The organism is Sphingobium sp. TomTYG72, from assembly GCF_055394715.1.
Genome location: NZ_AP027337.1, coordinates 56,661 through 82,615, shown reverse-complemented (window position 1 = coordinate 82,615; position 25,955 = coordinate 56,661). Strand labels below are relative to the sequence as shown.

The following is a 25,955-nucleotide window of genomic DNA, read 5'->3' as shown; positions in this document are numbered from 1 at the left end:
TTCCGAGCCAGCAGATGATGCCATCTGCTTCGAAAATGCTTTAGCTGGCACTTCCGAACTGGAGAATTGCAGCTTCTGGCAAATCGGGGATTGTATGGCCGCCTCTGCCAAAATGCAGCTCATGCAGATGGCGCGCTATCATGGTTGGGCGACTGAACGTCTTTTGAAGGCCGTGGCGTCGATCCCGGACGAACCTTATCATAAATCATGCGGCCTCTTTTTCGGATCGATCCACGGGACGCTGAATCATCTGCTGCTGACAGATAGCGAGATTTGGTATCCGAGATTTACGAAGGCGCAGGCAACGGCCGTTTCTCTTGATGCAGAGTTGGAGAGCAATCGGGCGCTACTCGCGTCCCGCTTGATCGCGGCAACGGCGCGCTGGCGCGACTATGTCGATAATCTGGACGAGGCCGCACTGGCTGACGATCTTCGCTATATAATGACGACGGGGCAGGCTCGCGCACTTCCCATGTCCAGCGCGCTGCTCCATGTCTTCAATCACGCCACGCATCACAGAGGCCAAATTACCGCCGCGATTTCAATGCTGGGATTCCAGTATGAACCGCTTGATCTGCCCTTCCTGATATTTTCCGAACAGGTGTAGACGGCGACGAGCATCACGCTCGCTATCGCCTGCCCCCTGCCGCTTCTTGATAGCAAAGCCCGAATCCAGTTGCCCTTGTTCTTGTGCCGGTTTACCAACGCGTATCTAGATGCCTGCGAAGAAAAGACGCTAAAATGCGTACCGAGGGGCAGAAAATTTGTTGGAGAGGCAGGGCGCCATGGGCCGTTTGCAGGGTAAGGTTGCGATCATCACCGGGGGCGCTCGCGGCATGGGCGCCGCCACCAGCCGCCTTTTTGCCGAGGAGGGCGCGAAGGTTGCCATCACCGATGTGCTGGACGAGGTGGGCACGCAACTGGCGACCGAACTGGGCGACGCTGCGCGCTTCTATCATCATGATGTGACGAGCGAGCAGGGCTGGGCCGAACTGGTCGGCGCTGTTGAAACTGATCTTGGGCCGGTCGATATATTGGTGAACAATGCGGGCATATTGCTGTTCCGCACGCTGCTGGACACGAGCCTTGCCGAATATGAGCGGGTGTTGAAGGTCAATTTGACCGGCGAGTTTCTGGGCATCAAGGCCGTTGCGCCGGGGATGATCGCCCGTGGCAAGGGCGCGATCGTCAACATCTCTTCCGTCGATGGCATGAAGGGGGCGAACGGGCTTGCCGCCTATTCGTCCAGCAAATGGGGCGTGCGGGGGCTGACCCGTGTCGCCGCGCTGGAGCTTGGCCATCGGGGCATTCGCGTCAATTCGGTGCATCCGGGCGGCGTCGATACGGTGATGACCAATCATGACGGATCGACGCGGGAAAAGGTGAGCGAGCGGTTCGGCAATGTGCCGCTGCAACGGGTCGGCGCGCCGGAGGAAGTGGCGCGCGCGACCCTGTTCCTGGCGAGCGACGAGGCGTCCTATCTGGCGGGCGCGGAGATTGCCGTGGATGGCGGCATGCTGACCGGGCAATATTATCCACAATTTCCCGGCGCGCCGGGCGTGGATTGAATAGCGGGCGGGTGAAAGACAAGACAGCGACATAAGGAGAGATGCCATGATCCGTATCGACTTACCCGAGCAGGATGCCGCCGACCCCTATGGCTATGCATCGCGCAATTATGCGCGCGAGATCATGGGTGCGGCGGGCGGCTTTTCGAAAGCGGTCTACCAGCACAGCCTGTTGTCGCTGCGGGAGTTTGAGGGTGCGCGGTCACGGACGGCGCAGATCAACGGTTGTGTCATCTGCCAGCAGTTCCGCGCGGCGCGGGACGTTCAATCGATGTTTGCCGCATCGGGGCAGCGGCCGGGGCATACGGTTGCCGACAATGGATCAGCGCCCGATGAGGACTTTTATGCGGCGGTCGAGAATTGGCGGACGTCGCCTGTCTTCAGTCCTCGCGAGCGGACGGCGATTGAATTTGCGGAGCGCTTTGCGCAGGAGCCGAAGGTGATCGCCCAGGATGAGGATTTCTGGGAGCGGGCGCATGCGCTGTTTTCGGACGAGGAGATTGTCGACCTGGCGCATAGCGTGGCGGCGTGGGTAGGATTGGGGCGCGTTGCGCATGTGCTGGGGTTTGACAGCGTGTGCCTGCCCTTTGCCGAGGTGGCCTGATTAGTAGACGGTTGGTTGTGTCCAAGCGACTTGCTCCCTCTCCCCTTTAGGGGAGAGGGGAAGTTGGGTGTCAGCCGAGATTGCCCGGTTCAGCGTGCAGGATCATCGGGTCGCCTGTATGCGCGGCCCAGATGGCGTCGCGGCGGACGATGCGCCAGCCTTCGGCGCGCCTTTCCCACTGATCGACATATTCGCCGTTGGAATCGAATATGGGTCCGGCGGGGTCATCCACCCGCTGATGCCGGGCCTGCACATAGGATCGGCTCGTCGCGCGGTCGCCATCGACATCGACCAGGATGCTGCCGATGAGATGCTGCGTGCCACCGCAGCGGTCGAGGAAGCGGCGCATGTTGGTGGTGAGCGCCGCCATGCCGTGCTGGTCGCCGCCGGTGCCATAGTCGAAGCTGATGTCCTGCGCGAAAACGTCGCTCAAGCGGTCCCATTGCTTGTTGTCGAGGATGCGGGCGAAGCTGGACAGGCCGCGTAAGATTTCCCGCTCGTCCAATAATGCTTGCGGGGTGGGGGCGGCGCGCATGTCTGCGCCTTTTTCGTCTACCACCAGCATGCGCGTTGCCTTGCGGTCGAGGAAGTTTTCCTCATCCTGCGCGATCTGGTTGGCGATATCCTCTTGCACGGCGGCGGCGATGAAGCGGTCATAGGCAGCGCGGTCGGCGAGCCATATTTCGGTGATCACGTCGAAGTCGACCGGCGCGGCGCCGGGGAACAGGAACGCGCCTTCCAACTGCACATAGTTGCGCCGATAATCGACTATGTCCGGCAGCAGGCGCCGGATCAGGGGCGCGTGATGTGTTTCATAATAAGCGATAAAGTCTTCGCGCGAGAGATCCGGCCTGCGTTTCAGCAGCGCAATGCATTTGAACATGGGCGCACCTCCTTGAGGATTATGGCGCCATCCACTGGCCGCCGTTGACGTCCAGCGATGCTCCGCTGACGACGCGCGAATAGTCGGAGATCATCATCAGCACGGCGCGGGCGCAGTCATCTTCCGGCGGGATGATACCGATGGGGATATTCTTGGTAACGCCTGCGATCACGTCATCACGCTTGAAACCGGCGTCGACCTGCGAGGCGATGAAGCCTTCGACCGGCTCGCCATGAATCCAACCCATGCGGCAGGTGTTGACGCGGATGCCGTGGCGGCCAAGGTCGGACGCCATATATTTGCTCAGCGTGTTGAGCGCGCCCTTCGCAGCCGCATAGGGCATTTCCATGCCGCCCTCGGTGCCATAGGGATTGACCGTCGCCATGGTGGACACGTTCACGACCGCGCCGCCGTCGCGCAGATAGGGGACGCAGGCGCGTGTGAGGCGGAGGGCGCCGAGGCAGTTGACGTCGAACGCCTTGGCGAAGTCGCCCAGGTCGGCATTATCGACAAAGCACCAGTCGCCGTGGAAATAGGCGCTGTTGACGAGGCCGTGGACGCGCCCGCCAAATTCGGCGGCGGCGCGTTCGGCCAGCGTCTTGCACTGGGCTTCATCGCTGACGTCGCAGGTGACGGCGATGGCCTTGCCGCCCTTTGCCTTGATGTCGCTGCACACTTCATCGAGGAAGGCCTGGTTACGGGCGGCGAGCACGACGCTCGCGCCTTCGGCTGCGGCTATCCGGGCCAGCGCCTGACCCATGCCGGGGCCAACGCCACTGACGATCACGACCTTGTCCTTGAGCAGCATCCTCTTTCCTTTCCGAATCCTTGTACCGCTTACCCGCCGTGCGGGGAGCAGCTTTGGCGCGCAGGATAGGTGAAAAAAACATTTGATCAATGCGCTTTTTACAACATTAGGCGCTATTTTACCTGCATATGCGTAGTGGCGGGCGCCAATGCGCACGAAGCAGATCATCGGCGGAGTTGACTGAATTTTCCATCGACGGACGGTCACTATTGCTATTCGCTTTTGTGATCGCTCATTATCGATCAGCTGTCGCGCCGCCCTGGCGCAGTTCGCGCCAGCGGCTTGGCGATGATCCGGTCCATTGCTGGAAAGCGCGGCGGAAGGCCCCGGTGTCGCTGAACTGCGTGCGGCGGCCGACTTCGGTGATGGTGAGGCGGGGGTCGTCCAGCAGCCGGGTTGCGAGGGCGCGGCGGGCCTCTGTCTTCAGCTGCACGAGCGAGGTGCCTTCATCGGCGAGGCGGCGTTTCAGGGTGGCGACGCTGATGCTGAACTGGCGGGCAAGTTGGGACGCGGTTGCGGGCGCCTCGCCACTTCCGAGCATGGCGCTGAAGAGGTGCTGGATGCGTTCGGAGAGCGGGGCGTCGAGCGATTGCGGCTGTTCGACGTCAAAGGGGAAGCGTTCGAGCAGATGCTCCAGTTCATGATGGCTGCGGAGCACTGGGCGGTCGAGATAGCTGGCCGGGAAACGCAGGCTGTTTTCGGGCGCGCCATGCTGCATGGGTACGGGCATGAGGTAGGAAATGGTCTGTTCGTCCAGCAGGGGCGGGTAGCGCATTGCCGCGCCCAGCAGCGGGATATCCTCGCCGATCAGCCAGCCGAATAGCCGGTAATAGGTGGAAAGGCCCGCAAGGTCGGACACATAGGCGCTGGCGTTGCGGATATGGCGCGGGGTCGCCATGTCGAGCCGTGCGACGCCGTCATCGACCTTCAGCCGCAGCCGCCCTGCGCGCGGCCCGATAAGCTCGGAAAAGCGATCCGTGCGATCAATCACATCCGCCAAGGTGCGGCAGGTGATGATGCAGTGGCAGAGCATGTCCACCCCCGCCTTGGTCAGAGGCTCGCGTCCTTCCTGACGGGCTGCCTGTGCATCGAGCGCCCAGGTGCAATGGGCATAGAGGCGGGTGAAATCATCCTGCGAAAGCCCGCGCTGCGCGGCGGTTCCGCCGATCGGCGGCCCTATGAGGTGGGACAGGCTCGCCTGCCGTAGAAGATCGGCGGGATCGACGCCGATTTCCGCCACCAGCCGCAGCAGATCGCGGGCGATGGCGACGGGCACGCGGGTCGCCACCGGACGAGACAGATGTTTTGTGTTGAGCCGTTTTGTCATGACCTTTGAGCTATTCTGGCATTTCCAGAGGCAGGGAGAAAGCGGAAACAAACGGTCTAAATAGAAAGGATCGAGAGGGTGGCGGACGAGAGCCTGATTGCGCGCATAGACCGGTTGGAATCGCTGGATGCGATCCGTCAGTTGGCCGCGAAATATTCGCTGGCGCTGGACATGCGCGATTCCGACGCATGGGTGAACCTGTTTCCTGAGGATGTGAAGGTCGGCGGCGGCAAGCAGGGACGCAAGGCGTTGCGCGACTGGTTCGATGAAACCCATTCGATGCAGTTCGATGGCACGTCCCATCATATTGGCGGGCACATCATCGATTTTGATGATCCGGACCATGCGCAGGGCGTCGTTTATTCCAAGAATGAGCATGAGACCGGCGCCGAGTGGGTCATCATGCAGATGATGTATTTCGACAAATATGAGCGGATCGATGGCCGCTGGTATTTCCGCCGCCGCCTGCCGCTTTACTGGTATGCGACGGACCTCAACAAGCCGCCCATCGGCGACCGCAAGATGCGCTGGCCGGGCGTGCAGCCCTATCATGGCAGCTTCCACGACCTGTTCCCGAGCTGGAAAAGCTATTGGGACCGGCACGGGCAGCCGCATGACGGCCCGGTCGATGCGCCAGCGCCGCTGGAAAAATTCATTGAAACGATGCGGCGTGGCGCTCCGCTGCCCAAGCCGCGCGTACGGAGCTGATTTGCTATGACGGATATTTTCTCGCCCGTGACATTGGGTGACATTGCGCTGTCCAACCGTATCGTCATGGCGCCGATGACCCGCGATCGGGCGGGGCCGGGTGACGTGCCGACCGACATCATGGTCGAATATTATCGCCAGCGCGCAAGCGCCGGGCTGATCGTGACGGAAGGGACGCAGCCTTCGCCGACAGGCAAGGGATATTGGCGCACGCCGGGCATCCATAGCGCGGCGCAGGTCGAAGGATGGCGCAAGGTCGCGGACGCGGTGCATGGCGCTGGCGGGAAGATCGTCATGCAGCTGATGCATGTCGGCCGTGCCGCAGTGCAGGCGAACAAGGACGCGGATGCGGAGACGGTTGCGCCGTCCGCCATTCAGTGCCCGGACAAGATCCCCGGCCCCGATGGCGTTCCGGTGGAAACGGTCGTGCCGCGCGCGCTGGAGACGGATGAGATTCCCGGCGTCATTGCGGAATATGTGACGGCGGCGCGCAACGCGATCGCCGCCGGTCTGGACGGGATCGAGCTGCATTGCGCCAGCGGTTACCTGCCGATGCAGTTCCTGTCATCGAACAGCAACCAGCGCACCGATCGCTATGGCGGGTCGGTGGAGAACCGCATTCGTTTCGTGGTGGAGTTGCTGGAGGCACTAGCCAGTGCCGTGGGTGCGGGCCGGGTCGGCTTCCGCATTTGTCCGGGCGTCAAGTTCAACGGCATGGATGATGCGAACCCGCATGAAACCTATGCGGCGCTGCTCAAGGCCATCGACGGCATGGGGCTGGCCTACTGCCATCTGATCCACATTCCGCTGGAAGGGCAGGACGCGCTGGAGCTGGTCCGCGCCAATTGGAGTGGCGCGGTGATCGAGAATGGCGGCCTGAACCTGGAGAAGGCTTCGGCGGTGGTCGCAGAGGGGAGGGCCGAGGCTGTGTCGTTCGGCTATCTCTACATCGCCAATCCCGATCTGGTGGAGCGTTTCCAGACGGGGGCTGCGCTCAACAAGGCCAACAAGGCCAGCTTCTACACGGGCAGTGGCGACGATCGGGTCGGTTATCTGGATTATGCGCTGCTGGACGCATGAGCGGCGAGTAGGGTCACAAGACTATAAGGAGAGGTAATATGGCAAAGCTACTGGAAGGGCGCACGGCGCTCGTGACCGGGGGTGGGCAGGGTGTTGGTCAGGGCATCGTGCGGGCGCTGGCCGCTGCCGGGGCGAATGTCGCTATTGCCCAGCGCAAGGCGGATCAGGGTGAGGAAGAGGCGCGATATCTGCGTGACACGCATGGCGTCGATGCTTTTTTCATCCGCACCGATGTGACGCAGCGGGCCGAGGTGGAAGCCATGGTCGAGGCCGTGCACCAGCGGTTCGGGCGGCTCGATATATTGGTCAACAATGCGGGCGCCAGCTTCCCCAAGCGGATCGAAAAGCACACGGACGAGGAGATGGAGGGATCGTTCGCCCTCAACTATTATGCCGTGTTCTGGGCCATGAAGGCCGCTTTCCCGATCATGAAGGCGCAAGGCTATGGCCGCGTGATCAACCTGGGGTCGCTGAACGGCGTGAACGCGCATATGTTCACCGTCGCTTATAATGCCAGCAAGGAAGCGATGCGGGCGCTGACCCGGACGGCGGCGGTGGAATGGGGACCGCACGGCATCACCTGCAACACCATCTGTCCTTCGGCGACGAGTCCGCAGGCGCAGGATTATTTCGCGGCCAATCCGGAGATGACGCAGGCGATCCTGCAACAGGTTCCGGCCGGGCGCTTTGGCGACGCAGAAGCGGATATTGGTCCGATCGCGGTGTTCCTCGCTAGCGAGGGCGGCGGCTATATGAGTGGCAACACCCTCTTTGCCGATGGTGGCGCGCATGTGAACGGCGTCGCCTGGCGTCCCGAAGTAGAGGATTGATCGCCATGGAACGGCTGAAGGGAAAGCGCGCTGTCGTGACCGGCGGCGCGCAGGGGATTGGTGCGGCTATTGCGCGGCGCCTCGCTGCCGAAGGGGCGACGGTCGCGATACTTGATCTGGATGCGGCGGCGGCTGGCGCGGTGCTGCCTGCGCCGCATGTGGGGATTGCCTGCAACGTGGCGGACAGCGCTTCGGTGGACGGGGCCTTTGCGCAGGTGAAGGAGGCGCTGGGCGGCGTTGATGTGCTGGTCAACAATGCCGGGCGGGGTAGCGCGGCAGGGGACGGCATGGACCGCTATTATGCGGCGCAGGGGGAGCGGGCTGAGCAAATCGCGCGGGGCGAGGCGCCGACGACCTTTGTCGATCAGACGATCCATTGCGAGGATGAGGGCTGGTCCGGGGTGCTGGCCGTGACGTTGGACGGGACGTTCAAATGCAGCCGGGCGGCGGTTCGGTTGATGGCGGAACAGGGGACTGGCGGCAGCATCGTCAACATCGGATCGACGTCTGGCGTGAAGGGCGATGGACCTATCCCTTATTGCGCGGCCAAGGCGGCGGTTCTGGGCATGACGCGGGCGATGGCGCGGGAACTTGCCGATCGCGGCATCCGGGTTAATGCGGTCAATCCCGGCGCTACCGAGACGCCCATCTACGCAACGCTGCCCACTGAAATGAAGGACATGATCGCGGCGGACAGCCTGATGAAGCGTCTGGCCCATCCGGACGAGATCGCGGGCGCCGTGGCGTTTCTGGCAGGCGATGACGGCAGCTTTGCCACCGGCAGCATCGTGACGGTGAATGGCGGGGCTTACTTCGCATAATGAGAGCGGATCGGAGCAGGACATGAAGGCACTGGAAGGCAAGGCAGCGATCGTAACCGGCGGCGCGCGCGGGGTGGCCAAGGGTGTGGCAACCGCCTTCGTCAAGGCGGGGGCGCGTGTCCTGATCGTTGATCGGGAGGAGGAGCTTGGCCGCGCGACCGAGGCCGAGTTGCGCGCACTGGGGGGCGAGGCGCATTTCCTGGCCGTCGACCTGGCGCAGCGGGCGGAGTTGCCGAAGATCATCGAGGCGGCGATCGGGCATTTCGGCGGTTTGGATGTGCTGGTGAACGCGGCGCAGGCTTCGCGCCAGTTGCCGATGGCCGAAACGACCGATGAGGCAATGGAACTTGCTTTCGACACCGGCTTCTGGCCGACTTTCGTGTTGATGCGTGAAGCCTATCCGCATCTGGTTAAAGCCAAGGGATCGGTCATCAACTTCGCGACCGGCGCGGCGTTCGATGCGATCCCGACGCAGGGGTCTTACTGCGCGGCGAAGGAAGCGATCCGCGCCATTTCCAAGATCGCGGCGAGCGAATGGGGCGCGGAGGCGGTGCGGGTGAACATCATTTGCCCGTTCGCCAATTCACCGGGCGTGATGGCCTGGAAGGAATGGGCGCCCGCCGACTATGATACGCAGATCAGCAAGGTATCACTGAAGCGTATTGGCGATTGCGAAAAAGATATTGGCGCGGCCGCCGTTTTCTTGGCAAGCGACGCGGCAGGTTATATCACCGGCCAAACGCTGATGGTGGACGGGGGGCAGACAAAGGCCTTCTGATCTCGATCGCATAAGGAGAGGAAAGTTCTTTCGTGACCGACATTACGCTTCATCGCCCCTATCCCGCCAGCAAGGTCGAACGGTGGGATTTCGAAACCGACGTCGCGGTGATCGGCTTTGGCGCGACGGGTGCGTGCGCGGCAATCGAAGCGGCGGCCGGAGGCGCGCGGGTGATGTTGTTCGAGCGCGGTTCGGGCAGTGGCGGCGCGTCGGCACTGTCGGGCGGTGAGATTTATATCGGCGGCGGCACGGATGCCCAGCGCGCGGCGGGGTTTGAGGACAGCACGGAGGATATGGCCGCCTATCTGAAGGCGGCGGGCGGGCCGTGCGCGGATGAGGCGAAGTGCGATCTTTATGCGCAGGAGGCGCTCAATCACTATGCCTGGCTGAAGGAGCAGGGCATCCCCTATCGCGGCAATTATCTGCCCGGAAAGCATATCGAACCTACCGACGATTCCACCCTGATCTGGTCGGGTAGCGAAGCGGCATGGCCCTTTTGCGAGATAGCGAAGCCTGCCCCGCGTGGGCATGTGATCGCCCATATGGGTTGGGGCGGTGGTCGGCCGCTCATCGACCTGCTGGAGGCTCGGGCGAAGGCGCTTGGCGTTGAGGTGACGACGGACGCGCGGGCGGTGGCGTTGGTGCAGGATGACGATCGGCGGGTCGTGGGCGTCATCGTGCGCATCGATAATGTCAATCGCTTCGTCCGTGCGGCGAAGGGCGTTATCCTCTGCACAGGCGGCTTTGCCTTCAACGAGGATATGCGCCGCCGCTATTGCGCGGAAACCTTCAAGATCAGCAGCCCGATCGGCGATCAGGATGATGGCGTGGGCATCGAACTGGGCGTCAGCGCGGGTGGCGATGCCATCCATATGGAACAGTTCTTCACCACCTGTCCCTGGACCATGCCCGAACCGCAGGCCTATGGCGTTTTCGTCAATCAGGCGGGGCAACGCTTCATCAATGAGGATTGCTATCACGGACGGGTCAGTCGCGCTGCGATCGACCAGTTGGGGGACAGGGTCTACCTGTTGCTCGACATCGCCCATTTCGACGAGCCGCTGCCCATGGCGGCTATGACGATCGCGGGGACTGGCGACAGCTGGGAAGAGGTGGAAGCGGAACTGGAAATGGCGCCGGGCACGCTGTCTGCCACCATGGCCTTCTATAATGAACATGCGCGGGAGGGGCGTGATCCGCTGTTCCACAAGCGCGCGCCGATCCTGACGCCGCTGGATCAGGGGCCATTCGTGGCGCTGGAGCTGAATTTCGCGACCAGCTATTTCAGCTTCTTCACGCTGGGTGGATTGCGGACCTCAACCGATGGCGAGGTGCTGGATCGCACTGGCGCGCCGGTCGCGGGCCTGTTCGCGGCGGGACGCTGTACTTCGGGTCTTCCGGCATGGGGTCATGGCTATAGCTCTGGCCTCAGCCTTGCCGACTGCACTTTCTTCGGGCGTCAGGCCGGGCGGAAGGCGGCGCGGGGCTGATCTTCGCCTGTCGGTCAAGACCTGATCCATTTGCATGATGTGCGGCGTTGCCCGTCGCATCATCATGATGGTCAGAAACATAACCGACAGGAGAGTGACTTGACCATCGATCAGGGCCGCAAAGGTCTGCGCTTCGCCGTTATTGGAGCGGGCATGGCGGGCATCCTTGCCGCCATTCGCCTGCGCCAGGCGGGGGAAGATTTCACCGTATATGAAAAGGCCGGGCGGCTGGGCGGCACCTGGCGGGAAAACCGCTATCCGGGCCTGACCTGCGATGTGCCTGCGCATGCCTATACCTACAGCTTTGAGCCTTATGCGGAGTGGGACGCCTATTATGCCAAGGGCGGCGAGATTCAGACCTATTTCGAAAAGACGGCCGAGAAATATGGCATCATGCCGCATGTCCGCTTCAACAGCGAAGTGGTGTCGACCGTGTGGGACGAGGGCGCTGGCGTCTGGCGGCTGGGGCTGATCACTGGTGAGGAGGTTGAGGCCGAAGTCGTCATCGCCGCTTCGGGTGTGCTGCACCATCCCAAGTTGCCCGATATTGAAGGGCTGAGCAGTTTCGAGGGGCAGGCTTTCCACAGTGCCCGCTGGCAAGATGATGCCCCGGTCGATGGGGCGCGGGTCGGCGTCATCGGCAATGGGTCTACCGGCGTGCAGATCATCACGGCACTCAATACATGTGCGTCGAAACTGGTGCATTTCCAGCGGTCGCCGCAGTGGATCATGCCGGTTCCCTATTTCCAGTATAGCGAGGAAGAGAAGGAAGCATTCCGTCGCGATCCCGCGTTGATCGACGACATTCGCAACAACAAGGAATATTGGGACAACATCTTCCGCTTTACGCACGCGATCACGGACACGCATGGCCCGGAGATTGCGGCGATCGAGCAAATTTGCCTCGACAATCTGGAAAACAGCATCCGTGATCCTGAATTGAAGGAAAAGCTGCGCCCCAATTATCGGGCGGCGTGCAAGCGGCTGATCTACAGCTGGTCCTATTATGATGCCGTCCAGCACCCCAACGTCGAGGTGGAGCGTGACCGCATCGCGCGCGTCGAAGCCAAGGGCGTGCGGATGGAGGATGGACGGCTCCATGAACTCGATACGCTGGTGCTGGCGACGGGCTTTCATGCCGATCGTTTCATCCGGCCGACAACGGTGTTGGGCCGGGATGGCGTATCCCTGGACGATGTGTGGTCCGTTCGTCCGACCGCTTATTATGCTGTGACGATACCGGGCTTTCCGAATTTCTTCATGTTGAATGGGCCGACGGGACCTGTCGGCAACTTCTCGCTGATCGATATTGCGGAGAAGCAATGGGCCTATGTCGATCAGTTGCTGGACCTGCTCCGGTCTGGAGAGGTGCGGACGGTTGAACCGAGTGCTGACGCTCATGCCGATTATGAGGAACGGCGCATTGCGGCGGCGCGCACGACGATCTTCGGATCGGGTTGTAACAGCTGGTATCTGGATGCGACCGGTGTCCCGGCTAGCTGGCCGTGGAGCTATGAGGCGTTTGCCGATGCGATGGCGGCGCCAGTGATGGCGGATTATCGGGTTGAGGCTGGGGCTGAATTGGTTGGGCGCTAGGGCCGTTGGCTTGGGGCGCACTGCCCCTTGTTACCGTTCACCCTGAGCCTGTCGAAGGGTCCTACTTCTTTTTGGAAGTAGAGGGCTTCGACAAGCTCAGCCCGAACGGGGGAGGGGGTAGATCAAATAGGCAAGGGGAGCGTTGTGGCGCTCCCCTTCTTCATTCCAAAAGGCTTTTTAGCGGCCCATTGCCGCCACCGCCTCAGCCGCGCCACGGATCGCGCCTTCGATATAGGTGACGCCGGTGCCGTCGCCGACCTCCACCACATCATGGCCCTGCGCGCGGAGCGCGTTGGCGAGGGTGGAGTCGCCGTGGGCGCCCATGGCCACCACGACATGGTCGGCAGCGACGCTCTTCTGCTCGCCGTCTGCATTGGTGAAGCTGACGCTGTTCTTGCCGATCGCGATGCCGCTCGCGCCGGGGAACATGGCCACGCCATGTTCGCGCAGTTCCGCCAGCAGGCGCATGCGGCGCACCAGCAGCAGGCCGCCGCCGAACTTCACGGCTTCGCCGATGACCGTGACTTCACGGCCGCGCTCCATCAGGAATTCGGCTAGCTCCACGCCGACCAGTTCACCGCCGATGATGACGACGCGCTTGCCGAGCGGCATCCAGGCGTGGGTGGCCTTGCGCACCAGATCGAGATTGGCGGTTGCGCCGGTCGCCGCGCCGAGCTTCGTCGCGACGCGGGTCGTCCAGCTGGTCTTGCGGCGGATTTCGGCGGAGTCCTCGCCCAGCATCATGCCGCGCAGGTCGTCGCCCGACAGCACGAAATCCTGATCATTGCCGGGGATCGGCGGCATGTCGCGCACGGCGCCGGTCGCGACGATGACCTTGTCGGGCATCAGGCTGGCGATCAGTTCCGGGGTCGCCACCGTCTTCAGGCGCACATCGACCTTCGACTGGCCGATCTGGTCGCGCAGCCAGTTGAGCAGCCGCTCATTGGGTTCATAGGCGAGACCCGCGAAGCGCAGCGTGCCGCCCAGACGATCGGATTTTTCAATGAGCGTGACCTTGGCCCCCGCAAGCTCCAGCCTGCGCGCGGCCTCCATGCCGCCGGGGCCACCGCCGACGATCACGACATGGCCCGGAACCTTGGCCGGTGACCAGTCCAGGTCCTCATAGCCCGTTTCCGACCGGACGGCGCAGCGGACCTGTTCGCGCAGATAGGCGGTGCTGACGCAGGTATAGCAGTAGATGCAGGGGCGAATGTCGGCGACCCGGCCCTCCGCCAGCTTGCGGGGCAGATCCGGGTCCGCGAGCAGCTTGCGGCCCATGGCGAGGAAGTCGAATTCGCCCTGCGCCAATCCCTTTTCGCCCCGGTCGATTTCCACCCGGCCCGATGCGATCACGGGGATGGAAACGACCTTCCGGATGGAGGCGGCGGCTTCCAGATTGAAGGCGGGTTCGTGCGGGATGTTGGAGCCGGAGTGGAGTTTGCCCTGGCCAACGTCATGATAGGCGGTGATCGTGAGGGCGTCGGCCCCTGCCGCCTCGACCAGCGGCGCCAGTTCGAGGGCATGGTCGATGGTGATGCCGTTCTTCTTGCCCAGTTCGCGTGAGTCCATCTTGACCCACATCGGGAAGTCGGGGCCGACCGCCGCGCGAACGGCGCGCACGACCTCCAGCAACAGGCGTGCGCGGCCCGGCACGTCGCCGCCATATTCATCCTGCCGCGTGTTGGTGGACGGGGAGACGAAGGAGGAGAGGAGGTAGCCATGGCCGCCATGGATTTCCAGGCCGTCCATTCCGGCGCGCTTGGCACGGAGCGCTGCGTCGGCGAACTGGCGGACGGCATGGTCGATGTCGGCCTTCTCCAGCACCTTGATTTCCGGCACCACGCCGCCCGCGAATGCCGCCATCTCTTCGGGCAGGAAATAGTCGGGGAAGTCGCCTGCGAATGGTGGCGGATAGGCCGGAGCCCAAAGGGGATGGCCGTCCTGCGCGCTATGCCCGGCGACGAGGCCGCCATGATGGAGTTGTGCCGCGATCCGGCCGCCAGCAGCGTGGACGGCGGCGGTAAGTTTCGTGAGTCCCGGCAGGAAGCGGTCGTCCGAGATCGCGGTCTGGTTGGGCTGAACCGCGCCCACGGGCCAAGCGACGCCGGTGACGCCCATGATGATCAGGCCCGCGCCGCCCTTTGCCTGCGCGACATGATAATCGATCAGGCGCTGGCTGACCGTGCCGTCCGCTTCGGCCAGGCTGACGCCCATGGCGGTGACGATGATTCGGTTGGGGAGGGCCAGCGCGCCGATCTGGCCCGGACTGGTGAGAGATGCAGGCGCTGCGCCCGACCGTGATTGTGAAAGGGCAGCGGTCATCATGATCTCCTAGATTTGCCACATGCGTATGGTCGTCATCCTTTTATCGCGTTCTTTGTCGTTAGTCAGGCAAAAATAATGGTGATCGCGTAAGAATTTGCACGATCTATTCCAGATTGATCGCTTCGCGCAAATTTGATCGGGATGAACAATAAAAAAGGGGACGATCGTCGGATCGCCCCCCTTTCATTCATTTTGAGCTTAGGAAGATCAGCCGATCTTCAGCGCCGCTACCTCGTCAGCCGACAGGGTGAGCGAGGCGGCCTTGACGGCTTCCTCGATACGGGCCGGGCTGGACGCGCCGAAGATGGGGATCACCTGCTGCGGCTGGTTCAGGAGATAGGCCAGCGCCACGTCCGAAACGCTGACGCCATGCTTGGCGGCGATGTCCTTGGCAGCGGCCAGGCGGTCCTTGTTGACCGGGTTGTCGTAGAAGCCCTGAAGATGCTCGGGCACTTCACCCTTTTCGGCGAAGGCGAAGTAGCCGCGGCTCTGCGAGCAATAGGGGATGATGGCGAGGCCAGCATCCTTGAGCTTGCCGCCATGATCTTCGAAATACATCTGGTAGCCCTGAGCCGTGGCGGCCTCTTCATTGGGCTTGGCGAGGCCCCAGAAGGGTTCGACGGCGATGAAGCCAGCCTTGCCGTTTGCCTTGGCGTATTCATTGGCTTCGAGCACGCGGGCGTCGGACCAGTTGGATGCGCCGAAATAGCGGATCTTGCCCGCATTCTTCGCTTCGTTCAGGAAGTCGATCAGTTCGGCGACCGGGGTTTCCGGATTGTCCATGTGAACCCAGTAGAGGTCGATCGTGTCGACGCCCAGATGCTCAAGGCTCTCATTGAGGTCGCTGCCGATGTCGGTGGCGTTGACGCGGTTGCGATAGTCGCCAGCGCGCATGTCGAAATGGCCGCCCTTGGTCGCGACGATGACGTCTTCGCGCTTCTTGCCCTTTAGCCAGGCGCCGATGGCGCGTTCGCTGGCGCCCTTCGGCGCGTCGGGCATCCAGTCACCATAGGAACGAGCGGTGTCGACGAAATTGCCGCCCAGCTCGACGAACTTGTCGAGGATCGCGTTGCTGCGGTCCTGGTCGATCGACCAGCCGAGCATGTTGGTGCCATAGCACAGACGGCTGACCGAGAGGTCGGTATTGGCGAGCGTGACCTTTGAAAGCATGGCTAACTCCTGCATGGCGGCGTCTCTTGCGGGTGCAAAAGCGTGCCCTAAACTACCCCGCGGACATCCGAACTAGTGCTCAGCGCCGCTCCGGACATCCCGCGACGCGCGGACAATCAATGTTGCGCGCGCGTCATGGCGAGAGCGGACAGTTACGCAGCCGTCGGCGAAAAGGAAAGGGGGATTGTTGATATTCGTAGACGGTGCGGCATGGCGGCAAGCCGGGCCGGTCAATAGCTGCCGTTGGTGACGATCACCGTCGCGCCGAGCGTGGTCGAAGGCAAGGGGATGAAGGTGGAGTAGCGCATCAGTGGCGACCCGCTCATGTCGTAGCTAACCTGAACCTTGAACTGTCCTATGCCATCCGGCGCAGCCTGAATGTCGGGGGTCCCTCCGGAAGAGAGCAGCGCGCCATAGCCGTTGATGACGGCCTGCGCGCGGGTGCGGGCCAGTGTGGCGCGTTCGCTGGAGGAAAGGCCCGCCATCGCGGCGCGCGCGCCTTCCGCAGCGGCATGGCGGACGCCGAGCAGGGCCGAGAACCAGAAGGAATAGATGATGATCGCGAAGATGAGCATCAGCAGCGCCGGAGTGATGAGCGCGAATTCCAGCGCGGCGATGCCTTTCTGGCAATGGAGGAGCCGGGGGAGGAGCCGGGGCGCGGACGCGCGGCTCCTCCTGCGATGGGCTTTCATCGGGAGTTTAGGTGACGCTGTTGAACAGGGACGTGAAGGCGCCGTCCAGCGCTGCGGTGAAGTCGCCGCGTAGTGCAGAGATGGCGGCTACGACCACGCCGCCCAGCACGGCATATTCCACGGCGGTGAGGCCTTTTTCGTCGCGCGCCAGGCGCTTCATGAACTTTCGTGCGACATCGATGATCATCGTCATTCTCCTCATATCCCTCCGGTCGGAACGGGCGGCGCGTGGAGGGGATCGCGCCGCCGGTCTCCTTTAAATCAGCACCGGCACGCCGCAGCGGGCGCCCGTGACCCACATGGTCGCATGGCCAAGCTGGATGCCGAGCGCGGCGAGCAGATTGTCGAGCAGTGGGTCCGCGGTGTTGCCGATGAGCGCCGCCAGCGGCGTGGTGATGGCGCCGAGCAGCTGGGACCGCGTGGCGCTCGCGTCGCAGACCGGCCAGATGCAGAGGTTGAGCGCCTTCACCTGAAGGCCGCTCGGGCCGCTGAGGCTGTTGGTGAGTGATGTCAGCAGCGGTCCCGTTTGCGACCCGTTGCCGATGGTGGCCGGTGTTCCGGGCGTGCCGGGGCGGCCGATCGTCCCCTGACCGCCCGGCCCGAAAATCAGCGTTCCGCTATTGCCCATCACCGGCTGCGCGACTGCGCGGGCGTCGGCGGTGATGAGGTTGAGGACGTTCAGGATGCGGGCGGGCGCAATATCGTCGGCGGAGAGCGGCGGCATCGGGCGGCTCATGGCGTTGGCGGGCGCCTGACCGATATAGGCGTTGACGAGGCCGGAGGTGGCGACAATGCTCACCCGGCTGTCGCGCGCCTGCTCCGCCGTGTTGGCGCAATCTATGGCGCTGACTTCGGCACGGGCTGCGGCGATGTCGATAAGCAGCGGGACGGATTCGACGCCGATCCCCAATATGTTGAGGTTGAGGCCAAGGTTCAGCTGCAACCGTAGCGCCGATGTGCTGGCGCTGGTTTCGCCCGCTGGTCCGAAGGAGAAGCGGGGCCGGTCGACCGGGCCGGTGGCGACGGCGGCGAGGCGGATCGTGCTGCCCGATGCGACGCGGCTGATGGCGTCGGACAGGTCGATGCTGCCATTGCCCGCCTGAACGGCGAAGGCGAAAAGCTGATAGGCGTTGAGTCCGGCGCGCAGGCCGGGTTGCTCGTCCGCCTCGCCGACTGGCATGTTCTTCCATACGCCAAGGCCGAAGAGGCCCTGCAATGGCACGGAGTAGCTATTGCTCACCTGGCCTGCGACTAGGGTCAGGGTGGCGGCGGTGGCTGGTTGGTCGGCCGCGCTTGCCGCCGCTAGCATCAGGTCGCGCAAACCCACGCTGCGGCTGGTCAGGGTGCCATAGGTGCCCGTTTCGCCTACGCGCTGCGCCAGTGCGTCGAAGAAGCGGCCTGCATCGACATAGCCGCCCATCAGCGTCTGAACGTCGCTGGCTCCCAACTGCAACTGGATACCGAGCAGCCCGCCGAGCAGATCGTTGACGCTGTTCACCAGCGAATTGGTAACGGCGAGGATGCCGGAACTGACGCCGATGCCTGCTTCGTCGATGCGCGCGGCGGTGGCGGTGGCGGACAGGTCAGGTATGGGATTGGCGCCACCCAGAACGCGGGTGAAGAATTGGCGGCTGGGCTTGCCGGTGCGGATGCGGATGGCATTGGGCTGGCCGTTGCCGGGGCAGCGGGAGAAGCTGGCGTCGAACCGCTGGGGCGCGGATAGGGCCGCGTCGGGGCAATAGCGGCCAAGCTCCACCGAACGCAGGATTGCGGGATCATAGCCGTTACGGCTGAGGCTGTCGCGGGCGCGCGCTTCGGCTTGTGCGGGATACAGGGCGGCGGCGAGGGCGGCGCTTTCGGTCGCGGCGCGCAGGTCGCGGTTTCCCGCATAATAGAGGCCTGCGTCGAGGGCGAAGCCCATCGCGCCGACCAGCGCTGCGCCGAACGCCGCGACCATCGGCACCACGGCTGCGCGCCGGTCTTGCCACAGGGGATGGAGGCGGCGGAGCAGCATCATGGGAAGGCGGGGGCGTCCTGATCGGCGGAGCGGGGCAGGGGCTGGCCGATGGATTGCAGGTAGCGGTTGCGAATGACCTCTGCTTCTTCCGCGCTGAGGCCGGTGCTTTCCGGGGCGCGGGGTGGTGAGCGTAGCTGCCATTCGATGACGCGGCGCGCCTGATCAGGCTGGGGGAGCGTGGGGGCAGCGGCCGACAGGAGGCAAAGGTAGAGCATCAGCGGTCCTTTGGTGCGGGAAGACGAGCGGCTTGCGCGGCGATCTGACGGCGAAGCGCGTCGCGCTCATGGCTATCGCGGATGGTGGAGAGGAGGGCTTCCGCCTCGGCATTTTGACCGGCTGCCTTTAGCGCGAGCAGGAGGTTGTTGCGGATTACTGGTGTGCCCGGCGACAGGTCCAGCGCGCCGCGCAGGCTTTCCGCCGCGTCTGCCGCTAGCCCCGCGCGTAGCTGGGCGAAGCCGAGGGCGTTGCGGAGCATGGGGTCGGCGGGGCTTGCCTGCACGGCTTGGCTGTAGGACGCTATGGCTTCGGACCAGTGTCCGCGTGCGGCGAGCAGGTGGCCGCGTAACGCGCTGCCGCCGTGGTCGGGGAGCGCTGCGGCTGCTGCTTCGGCCGCATTGAGGTCGTTGAGGTCTAGCAGGCTGTTGACGCGCAGGATGCGGGCGTCGCGGTCGCCGGGGTAGCGGCGGTCGAAATCGTCGAGATAGGCGATGGCGGCGCGCGGCCTGCCGTCGGCGCGCGCCTGATGGATGAGTTGTAGATAGAGGCTGCGGGTCGAACCGGATGTGTCGGCGGCAGCGAGCAGCAGGGGGAGGAGCCACATCATCGCGCGCTCGCTCGCAAGGTGTCGAGGATGGCGACGACCGGCGGCCCGCCCAGAACGATGAACAGGGCGGGCATGAAGAAGAGGATCATCAGCACGACCATGCGCACGGTGATGCCGCCCATTGCTTCCCGCGCACGGGCTACGCGGCGCTGGGTGAATTCGCGGGCAAATTCGCGCAGGGCCGGGGCAAGCTCTATCCCCTGGAACATGGCCTGGCGGAAGAGGGATGCGAGTTCTTTCGCGCCGCTGACTGCTACCCGTGATGCCCAGCGGTCGAGTGCCAGTTCGTAGCGCATGCCCCGGTCGAGATCGGTTACGAGCAGGGCGATCAGCTGGCCGTGGTGCGGCACCGCGACCTGCTCGTCGCGGGCGATGGAGCGGAAGCATTGGTCTAGCGACACGCCGCTTTCCAGCATCATCAGCATGAGATCGAGCAGGAAGGGAAATTCGGCGGTGATCTTCCTTGCCCGGCCGGATGCGAGCAGGTTCAGCACCTGCCGTGCGCCGACGAAGGCGAGCCCTGCAGCAATGACGATCAGCATCGGGCGGGATAGCCAGCCGTGCCAGAGGATGCGGCAGAGGAGCGCGGCCAGCAGCGCGGCTAGCAGGGTTGCGGCTAGGCGCAGCCAGAGGAAGTGGTTGATGGCGCGGGGGTCTTGATAACCGGCTAGCTGCAATTGGCGTTCGAGGGTGGACCGGTTGCGGCCCTCAGCTCCTAGGATGGTGGGCAGGCGCAGCGCGGGCTTGGCTTGCCTCGTTGGCGCAAGCCGGGCGAGCCGTGCCTCAAGCCTTTGGTCGGCGATCAGCATTCGGCCGCCGAGCATGGCGACGCCAATCCCGATGAGCGCCATGAGGAGGCAGGCGAGGAGAAAGGCCGAGGGCATCAGAAGGCGAGCCTCATCACCCGGCGCATGACGAGCATGCCCGCAACCTGAAGCCCGATGGCGATCACAGCCATCCGGTGCCCCCGCGCATCATCTAGGAAGAAGTCGATATAGGCGGGGTTGGACGCCATCAGCAGCGCCATCGCGACGATCGGCATGGCGATCAGGACGCGGGAGCTGACCTTTGCTTCGGACGTCGCGGCCTTCAGCTCTCGGGCGATGCGGATGCGTTCGCGCAGGATGGCGGAGAGGTTCGACAGCACCGCGCTGACGGGGCCGCCATAGCGCATATTGGTGCGGATCGCGGCGGCCAGCATCGACATTTCAGGAACGCGCAGCCGGTCGGCGAGTTGCTGCATTGCCTCGCTCACCGGGGTGCCGAGTTCGAGGCGGCGTGCGGCGGGCGCAAGATAGCTGCGGACGATGCCGGGTGCGTCGGTGAGTGATCGTTCCAGCGCCTGAGGCAGGGAGCTGCCGACCGCCTGCATCTGGCGCACGGCGTCGATGTAGAAGGGGAGGGCTTCGATAAGGGCATTCACGCGGCGCTGCGCCCGTGCCCTGATCCACAGGAACAGAATCGCGGGCGGGAGCGGTAGCAGGATGACTGTCGCGACTGGACCGGCGGCCAGCAGTGTGGCGAGGGTGAATAACGCCATGCAGCCGCCCAAGATGCCGATCGCGCGGGTCGTGATCTCCAGTTGCGCGCGGGCCAGTAGTGGCGCGGCGAGGCTGGGGACCGTCAGGCGGACGCTTTGGCGGGATGCTGGGGCGTCGCCGGGAACGATCGCCGCCAACCGTCGCGAAAGCCGCGCCTGTTCCCGTATGCGCAGGATCAGCAGCGGGGATGCCGCCGCCGCCAACGTCAACAGCGCGAGCAGGAGGAACGCCGCCGCCTTCATACTATGTTCTGCCTGAGGGGGGCGGGCGCATAGTCGCGCAGGCGGGGTTCGAAAAATGGGCGGGACGAGTGTATGCGAAATTCGCCTATGCCGGACATGGCGGGCTGTTCGTGAAAGCTGAACAGTTCGTTGAAGGAATAGGCTTCGCCTTCGATGCCGGTGACTTCCGTCACGCCGGTGACGCGGCGGCTGCCGTTGGAGAGACGCTGAATATGCACCACGACATGCACGCTGCTGGCGATGAAGCGCCGGATCGCGCGGATGTCATTCTGGACCCCGGCAAAGCCCATCAGCATTTCGAGGCGGGCGAAGGCGTCGCGGGGGGAATTGCCGTGGAGGGTCGCCATCGATCCGTCATGGCCGGTGGACATGGCTTGCAGCATTTCCACCACCTCGACGCCGCGCACTTCGCCCAGGATGATGCGGTCGGGGCGCATGCGCAGCGCGTTGCGGACGAGTTCACGCGCGCTGATCTCTCGATTGCCATCGACATTGGGCGGGCGGGTTTCCAGCCGGACGACATGGTCCTGCCGCAACTGCAACTCGGCGGCGTCCTCTATGGTGATCAGCCGCTCGCGGTCGCTAATGAAATGGGATAGCATGTTGAGCAGGGTGGATTTTCCCGCGCCCGTCCCGCCGCAGATGAGGATGTTGAGCCGCGACCGCACAGCGGCGGCGAGATAGGCGGCCATTTCAGCGCTCATCACCTGACGGTTGATGAAATCTTCTATGCCCAGTGCCTGCATGCGGAACTTGCGGATCGACAGCATCGGGCCGTCCAGCGCGACCGGCGGGATGACGATATTGACGCGGGAGCCGTCGGCAAGGCGCGCGTCGACATAGGGGCTGGCCTCGTCCACGCGGCGGCCGATGGGGCCGACGATGCGCTGGATGATGTTCATGAGGTGGGCGTCGTCGCGGAAGCGTCGGTCGACCTTCTCCAGGAGGCCGCTACGTTCGACATAGATGGTGCCCGAGCCGTTGACGATGATGTCGTCGATGCTGCCATCGCGGAGTAGTGGGGCTAGCGGGCCGAGTCCGGCGACTTCGTCCTCCACATCCTCGATTAGCAGTAATCTTTCCGCTGCATTGAGGGCTAACTGCCCGCGCCTGCTTCGGCTGGTGATGACCTGCTCGATCTCAGCGCGCAGTGCCCGTGCGCCTAATGTTTCGGCGGTGCTGCCGCGTGCTTCCAGCTGTTCGATGACTTGCGCGCAGGTCTGGGCCATGACGGCCTGATAGCTGTCGCTCATCCGCTGGGCGGCTGGCTGCGCTACCGGAGCGGGGCGTGCCGTGCCGCGTGGCAGGCCGGTGTCGAAGAGCAGGCTCATGCTGCTGGTTCCACCGGGCGCTGGAGGAGGCGGCGGAGACGCTCCAGGCTCTTGGACGATCGCTGTGGTTCGATGCCGCAGGCGGTGCGGATCGCGCGCATGTAGCGGTCTGGGGTGGCTTCCATCGCAAGCGGACGGCCTGCGTTCAGGGCATTGCGCAGGCGGACTTGGTCGATGGGGAGCGGTAGGGTGCTGTTTGTGCGCAGGATGTCGGCCATGCGGCGGCTGTCCAGCAATATGGCGGGCTGATGATCCCAGACGAGCAGGCGTGTGCGTGACAGGCTTGCCTCATCGTCGCCGATGCGGTCGAGCAGGCGGCGGCAGGCGTCCATCTCGCGGATGGATTGCGCGCAAACCAGCTCGATGCGGTCGGCGAGCGAGGCCAGCGTGCGAAGCAGGACCGGGTGACGCAGGCTGCCCGCGCAGAGGATCAGGTCGCCGCAGCATGCCCGCAGCAGGCGGACGAGCGCGGCTATATCGGCTGGCGCGATGCCCGCAGGCTCCGTCCCTGCTCCGCCGTCCAGCGTGAGGAGCATCAGGCCGCTGGGATCATGCCGGGCGAGAGCGCTCGACAGCAGGCTCGCGTCGAGCCGCTCTATGTCGGCGATGGCTGAGGCGATGCCGTAGCTCACTGGCAGGTCGAGATAGGCCTCTGCCGCGCTGGTTGGCATGGTGAAGTCGATCAATAGCGTCGATGAACCGGCGCGGGCGCGGCTGACCGCCATGTCGGTAGCGACCATCGCGGCGGCTTCCGGATCGGCGCCTAGGACCAGGGTCAGCCGTCCGCCCTTGCCATGATCGGCGGTCGAGCGGTTGAGGAGGCGTCCGAGAATCGCGGCGATTTCGTCACCCTCCGCCGCGCGGGGGATGACATCGTCCGCGCCGGAGCGGATGGCGTGCAATATCTCGTCGGCACCTGTTTCGCCGGTGACAAGCACGATCGGGCGTCCGGTCGCGCCTTCGGCCACTGCCGACAGGGCTGTTGCTATCGAGCGTTCTGTAGGGATTGCGTCCCGGTCCACCAGGATTACGCAAGGCCCCTCGACCATATCCGGCGTGACTGCTTGTACCAGCTCGACGGCCGCGCGGCCTTGCATGGCTTCGCTGATCCGGGTGGCGAGGCTATGATCGACCGACAGAAGGATGATGCGCGCCATCGTCATGGCCTCACCACGCCGAAGGGGACGACCGGGTCTTTGGTGTCGAGTAGCGATCCGGGCAGGGCGGGCACATCCTTGGCCTGCACCGGCCCCACCAGCCGGGGCGTTGCGACGATGACCAGTTCCTGCCGTTCCTTCTGGGTCTGCTGGCGGCGGAAGAAGGCGCCGATCACGGGGATGTCGCCTAGCAACGGCGTCTTTTCTCGCGTGGTCGATTGGCTGGAATAGCTTAGGCCCGCGATCACGAAGCTCTGGCCGCTGCCCAGTTCGACCGTTGTTTCGGCCGATCGGCGGCGCAGGCCGGGCACGACATAGCCCTGCAACTGGACTCCGCTATTATAGTCGAGTTCGCTGACCTCCGGCGCGATCTTCAGCACGATCTGGTCGGGAGAGAGGACGAAGGGGGTGACGGAGAGGCGGACGCCGAATTCCTTATATTGGATGGAGATGGCGTTGCCCGACGCTTGCGGCACGGGCACGGGTATTTCGCCGCCCGCGAGGAAGCTTGCCTGTTCGCCCGAGCGGACGAGCAGGGTGGGTTGGGCCAGCAGTTCGGACAGGCCGTTGGAGGACAGGGCGCTCAGCACCGCGTTGATGCCGCGATTGGGGGCGGACAGGAACAGGTTGAAGGCATTCTGGATGGGCACGCTGGCGTCGAGCGAGGAGCCGCCGGGCGAGAAGCTGGCGCTCTTGAAGCTGCTGGGCGAGACGACCGCGCCCTGAATGTCGCCGCTGAGTTTGGAGAAGTTGAAGCCAAGCGCCTTCAGAGTGGAGGAGGACACGGCGGCAAACTGGACATCGACGGCGACGACCTGTTCGCCTGCGACGATCCGGGGGCTCATGAGCGCGCCCGGCTCCCGTGCGGTTGCGGGGGAGGACGACACGGCAAAGCGCGTTTGCGCCATCAGCGACCCGTCGCGGCCGAATATGCTGATTGTGGTGGTGCCTGCGCCTATTCCGGTGACGCTCAAGGACCGGGCGGTTGGCGCGGCGACCGAAATGATGTCGTCGCGATCCACTTCTATCCGGCCAATGGGGCGGGGATAGGTGAGCGTGCGCTTCTGCTGGATTGCCAGCGACCTTTGATCCTGCGCCTGGGCGGGAGGTGCTGCGGCGAGCGCCACTGCGAGGGCGAGGATGAGTTTCAACGCTGCGCGCTCCCCGAATAGATGGTTTCGCGGCGGTCGCCGATGACCAGCTCGATCGGCTGACGGGGGGTAGGGGCAGGACGGGGCTGTGCCGCCACGGGCGCGGGTCGCACGACTGGGGCTTGGCCGAGTGGGGAGGGATCGGGGCCGTGGGAGTTGGCTGGTGCGACCGCGACCTGCTCGCTGTCCACCGGATTGCGGAGAGAAAGAGTGAGCGCGCCCGTGCTTTTCGCCAGTGATAGGATGGAGACCTGACCGGGATCGAGCGCGAGAGTCACGGTTCGGGCGGGCGGTGGCGGGGAGGACAGCTGGTCCTTGGTGCCGGATGCTGGCGTCGTGCCGAGGACCGTCTCACCCACGGCGAGGACCTGAACCATCTGCAACAATGTCTGAGCGCGGCTGCGGCCTGCGCCACGCGCGCCGCTGATGGCATCGGCGCCGGGATAGACGACCTGTACGTCCACGCGGTCGCCGGGGCGGACGAGGCCCGCCACCGCGATTTCGGCCGTGGTGTCGATGCTGATCGCCCGCATGCCGACGGGCACGCGGATCGCGAGCTTTTCCTCGCCGCCGACCGCGTCTCTGGGGATGAGCGCACCTGCGGCGATGGCACGGGCGGCGACCTTACCGATCAATTCGGCGGGCGTGGCGGCGGTCGGGTGGCGAGTGGGGTCAGCTATTGCATTGCGGATCATCGTGGCGGTGATCGTCTCGCCTGTCCGGATCGGGCGGGCGGCGGATGCAAGGATGACGGCTTGGGGGGATCGACTGTCCGTTGCCGACCGGATCGGTGGGACTGTCGCGGCTGATGACCGTTGCATTTCACGCACGCCCAGCAGCAGGAACAGCATGGCGGCAACCATGCCCGCAACCATCATGATCCTGGCTTTCCACCCCAATTGCATCAATTTCCCCCTTGATCTTGCGTCCACGCAAATCGCCCCGCGTGGAGGCAAGACCCTGTAGCTTCGGGAAATCTATGCGTTATCGGCCGCAGAGGGGACCGGAGATGC

26 protein-coding genes are annotated in these 25,955 nt (G+C 64.2%); 10 read left to right on the top strand and 16 right to left on the bottom strand.

All coding sequences use genetic code 11. The features are described 5' to 3' along the window. The first annotated feature begins 127 nt into the window (after positions 1–127). From ACZ5U1_RS13795 to ACZ5U1_RS13785, 3 genes are all read left to right on the top strand, one after another. Positions 128–607, top strand: a complete 480-nt coding sequence (locus ACZ5U1_RS13795) for a DinB family protein (protein ID WP_464780500.1) — start codon at positions 128–130, stop codon at positions 605–607. Between the two features lie 178 nt (positions 608–785). Beyond that, a complete protein-coding gene (locus ACZ5U1_RS13790) occupies positions 786–1,568 on the top strand; it encodes a glucose 1-dehydrogenase (RefSeq protein ID WP_464780499.1) in 783 nt (260 codons plus the stop codon). A gap of 46 nt (positions 1,569–1,614) precedes the next feature. Further along, positions 1,615–2,172 carry a carboxymuconolactone decarboxylase family protein gene (locus tag ACZ5U1_RS13785; protein ID WP_464780498.1) on the top strand — a complete coding sequence of 186 codons (558 nt, stop codon included), beginning with the start codon at positions 1,615–1,617 and terminating at the stop codon, positions 2,170–2,172. A gap of 70 nt (positions 2,173–2,242) precedes the next feature. Here the strand turns inward: ACZ5U1_RS13785 and ACZ5U1_RS13780 are convergent, their stop codons facing one another. From ACZ5U1_RS13780 to ACZ5U1_RS13770, 3 genes are all read right to left on the bottom strand, one after another. Then, positions 2,243–3,055 (bottom strand): nuclear transport factor 2 family protein, encoded by an 813-nt coding sequence (locus ACZ5U1_RS13780; protein ID WP_464780497.1) that lies wholly within the window; start codon positions 3,053–3,055, stop codon positions 2,243–2,245. 19 nt (positions 3,056–3,074) lie between these two features. Further along, positions 3,075–3,863 (bottom strand): SDR family oxidoreductase, encoded by a 789-nt coding sequence (locus tag ACZ5U1_RS13775; RefSeq protein WP_464780496.1) that lies wholly within the window; start codon positions 3,861–3,863, stop codon positions 3,075–3,077. Between the two features lie 235 nt (positions 3,864–4,098). Next, positions 4,099–5,190: a helix-turn-helix transcriptional regulator gene (locus ACZ5U1_RS13770; RefSeq protein ID WP_464780495.1), complete on the bottom strand. Its 1,092-nt coding sequence runs from the start codon at positions 5,188–5,190 to the stop codon at positions 4,099–4,101. A gap of 78 nt (positions 5,191–5,268) precedes the next feature. Between ACZ5U1_RS13770 and ACZ5U1_RS13765 the strand changes: the two genes are divergently transcribed. The 7 genes from ACZ5U1_RS13765 (at position 5,269) to ACZ5U1_RS13735 (ending at position 12,493) form a co-directional block, all read left to right on the top strand. Next, positions 5,269–5,898 carry a nuclear transport factor 2 family protein gene (locus tag ACZ5U1_RS13765; RefSeq protein WP_449468788.1) on the top strand — a complete coding sequence of 210 codons (630 nt, stop codon included), beginning with the start codon at positions 5,269–5,271 and terminating at the stop codon, positions 5,896–5,898. A 6-nt stretch (positions 5,899–5,904) separates the two neighbouring features. Further along, positions 5,905–6,978: an alkene reductase gene (locus ACZ5U1_RS13760; protein WP_464780494.1), complete on the top strand. Its 1,074-nt coding sequence runs from the start codon at positions 5,905–5,907 to the stop codon at positions 6,976–6,978. A gap of 38 nt (positions 6,979–7,016) precedes the next feature. After that, on the top strand, positions 7,017–7,808 hold the full coding sequence (locus ACZ5U1_RS13755) for an SDR family NAD(P)-dependent oxidoreductase (protein WP_464780493.1): 792 nt from the start codon (positions 7,017–7,019) through the stop codon (positions 7,806–7,808). Positions 7,809–7,813: 5 nt separating this feature from the next. Continuing rightward, on the top strand, positions 7,814–8,629 hold the full coding sequence (locus ACZ5U1_RS13750; protein WP_464780492.1) for an SDR family NAD(P)-dependent oxidoreductase: 816 nt from the start codon (positions 7,814–7,816) through the stop codon (positions 8,627–8,629). 22 nt (positions 8,630–8,651) lie between these two features. Then, positions 8,652–9,407, top strand: coding sequence for an SDR family NAD(P)-dependent oxidoreductase (locus ACZ5U1_RS13745; RefSeq protein ID WP_464780491.1), 756 nt, complete (start codon positions 8,652–8,654; stop codon positions 9,405–9,407). A gap of 32 nt (positions 9,408–9,439) precedes the next feature. Then, positions 9,440–10,897 (top strand): FAD-dependent oxidoreductase, encoded by a 1,458-nt coding sequence (locus ACZ5U1_RS13740; protein ID WP_464780490.1) that lies wholly within the window; start codon positions 9,440–9,442, stop codon positions 10,895–10,897. A gap of 153 nt (positions 10,898–11,050) precedes the next feature. Then, entirely contained in the window at positions 11,051–12,493 is a 1,443-nt protein-coding gene (locus ACZ5U1_RS13735; RefSeq protein ID WP_464780805.1) for a flavin-containing monooxygenase, read from the top strand. Positions 12,494–12,670: 177 nt separating this feature from the next. On the opposite strand, the gene ACZ5U1_RS13730 is transcribed toward ACZ5U1_RS13735, so the two are convergent. The 13 genes from ACZ5U1_RS13730 to cpaB form a co-directional block, all read right to left on the bottom strand. Continuing rightward, a complete protein-coding gene (locus ACZ5U1_RS13730; RefSeq protein ID WP_464780489.1) occupies positions 12,671–14,818 on the bottom strand; it encodes an oxidoreductase in 2,148 nt (715 codons plus the stop codon). A 207-nt stretch (positions 14,819–15,025) separates the two neighbouring features. After that, entirely contained in the window at positions 15,026–15,988 is a 963-nt protein-coding gene (locus tag ACZ5U1_RS13725; protein ID WP_464780488.1) for an aldo/keto reductase, read from the bottom strand. Between the two features lie 230 nt (positions 15,989–16,218). Then, on the bottom strand, positions 16,219–16,563 hold the full coding sequence (locus ACZ5U1_RS13720; protein WP_464780487.1) for a pilus assembly protein: 345 nt from the start codon (positions 16,561–16,563) through the stop codon (positions 16,219–16,221). A 124-nt stretch (positions 16,564–16,687) separates the two neighbouring features. Next, a complete protein-coding gene (locus ACZ5U1_RS13715) occupies positions 16,688–16,873 on the bottom strand; it encodes a Flp family type IVb pilin (protein WP_464780486.1) in 186 nt (61 codons plus the stop codon). Positions 16,874–16,936: 63 nt separating this feature from the next. Further along, positions 16,937–18,697, bottom strand: coding sequence for a TadG family pilus assembly protein (locus ACZ5U1_RS13710; protein ID WP_464780485.1), 1,761 nt, complete (start codon positions 18,695–18,697; stop codon positions 16,937–16,939). Further along, positions 18,694–18,912 (bottom strand): hypothetical protein, encoded by a 219-nt coding sequence (locus tag ACZ5U1_RS13705; RefSeq protein WP_464780484.1) that lies wholly within the window; start codon positions 18,910–18,912, stop codon positions 18,694–18,696. The genes ACZ5U1_RS13710 and ACZ5U1_RS13705 overlap by 4 nt, the downstream gene beginning before the upstream one ends. Then, entirely contained in the window at positions 18,912–19,520 is a 609-nt protein-coding gene (locus ACZ5U1_RS13700) for a tetratricopeptide repeat protein (protein ID WP_464780483.1), read from the bottom strand. The genes ACZ5U1_RS13705 and ACZ5U1_RS13700 overlap by 1 nt, the downstream gene beginning before the upstream one ends. Continuing rightward, entirely contained in the window at positions 19,517–20,404 is an 888-nt protein-coding gene (locus ACZ5U1_RS13695) for a type II secretion system F family protein (RefSeq protein ID WP_464780482.1), read from the bottom strand. Before ACZ5U1_RS13695 ends, ACZ5U1_RS13700 begins: the two co-directional genes overlap by 4 nt. After that, positions 20,404–21,303: a type II secretion system F family protein gene (locus ACZ5U1_RS13690; RefSeq protein WP_464780481.1), complete on the bottom strand. Its 900-nt coding sequence runs from the start codon at positions 21,301–21,303 to the stop codon at positions 20,404–20,406. Before ACZ5U1_RS13690 ends, ACZ5U1_RS13695 begins: the two co-directional genes overlap by 1 nt. After that, positions 21,300–22,634, bottom strand: coding sequence for a CpaF family protein (locus ACZ5U1_RS13685; protein WP_464780480.1), 1,335 nt, complete (start codon positions 22,632–22,634; stop codon positions 21,300–21,302). The genes ACZ5U1_RS13690 and ACZ5U1_RS13685 overlap by 4 nt, the downstream gene beginning before the upstream one ends. Beyond that, positions 22,631–23,791 carry an AAA family ATPase gene (locus ACZ5U1_RS13680; RefSeq protein ID WP_464780479.1) on the bottom strand — a complete coding sequence of 387 codons (1,161 nt, stop codon included), beginning with the start codon at positions 23,789–23,791 and terminating at the stop codon, positions 22,631–22,633. The genes ACZ5U1_RS13685 and ACZ5U1_RS13680 overlap by 4 nt, the downstream gene beginning before the upstream one ends. 2 nt (positions 23,792–23,793) lie before the next feature. Beyond that, positions 23,794–24,942: a type II and III secretion system protein family protein gene (locus tag ACZ5U1_RS13675; RefSeq protein WP_464780478.1), complete on the bottom strand. Its 1,149-nt coding sequence runs from the start codon at positions 24,940–24,942 to the stop codon at positions 23,794–23,796. Further along, positions 24,939–25,847, bottom strand: coding sequence for a Flp pilus assembly protein CpaB (cpaB, locus tag ACZ5U1_RS13670; RefSeq protein WP_464780477.1), 909 nt, complete (start codon positions 25,845–25,847; stop codon positions 24,939–24,941). Before cpaB ends, ACZ5U1_RS13675 begins: the two co-directional genes overlap by 4 nt. Positions 25,848–25,955: the final 108 nt, after the last annotated feature.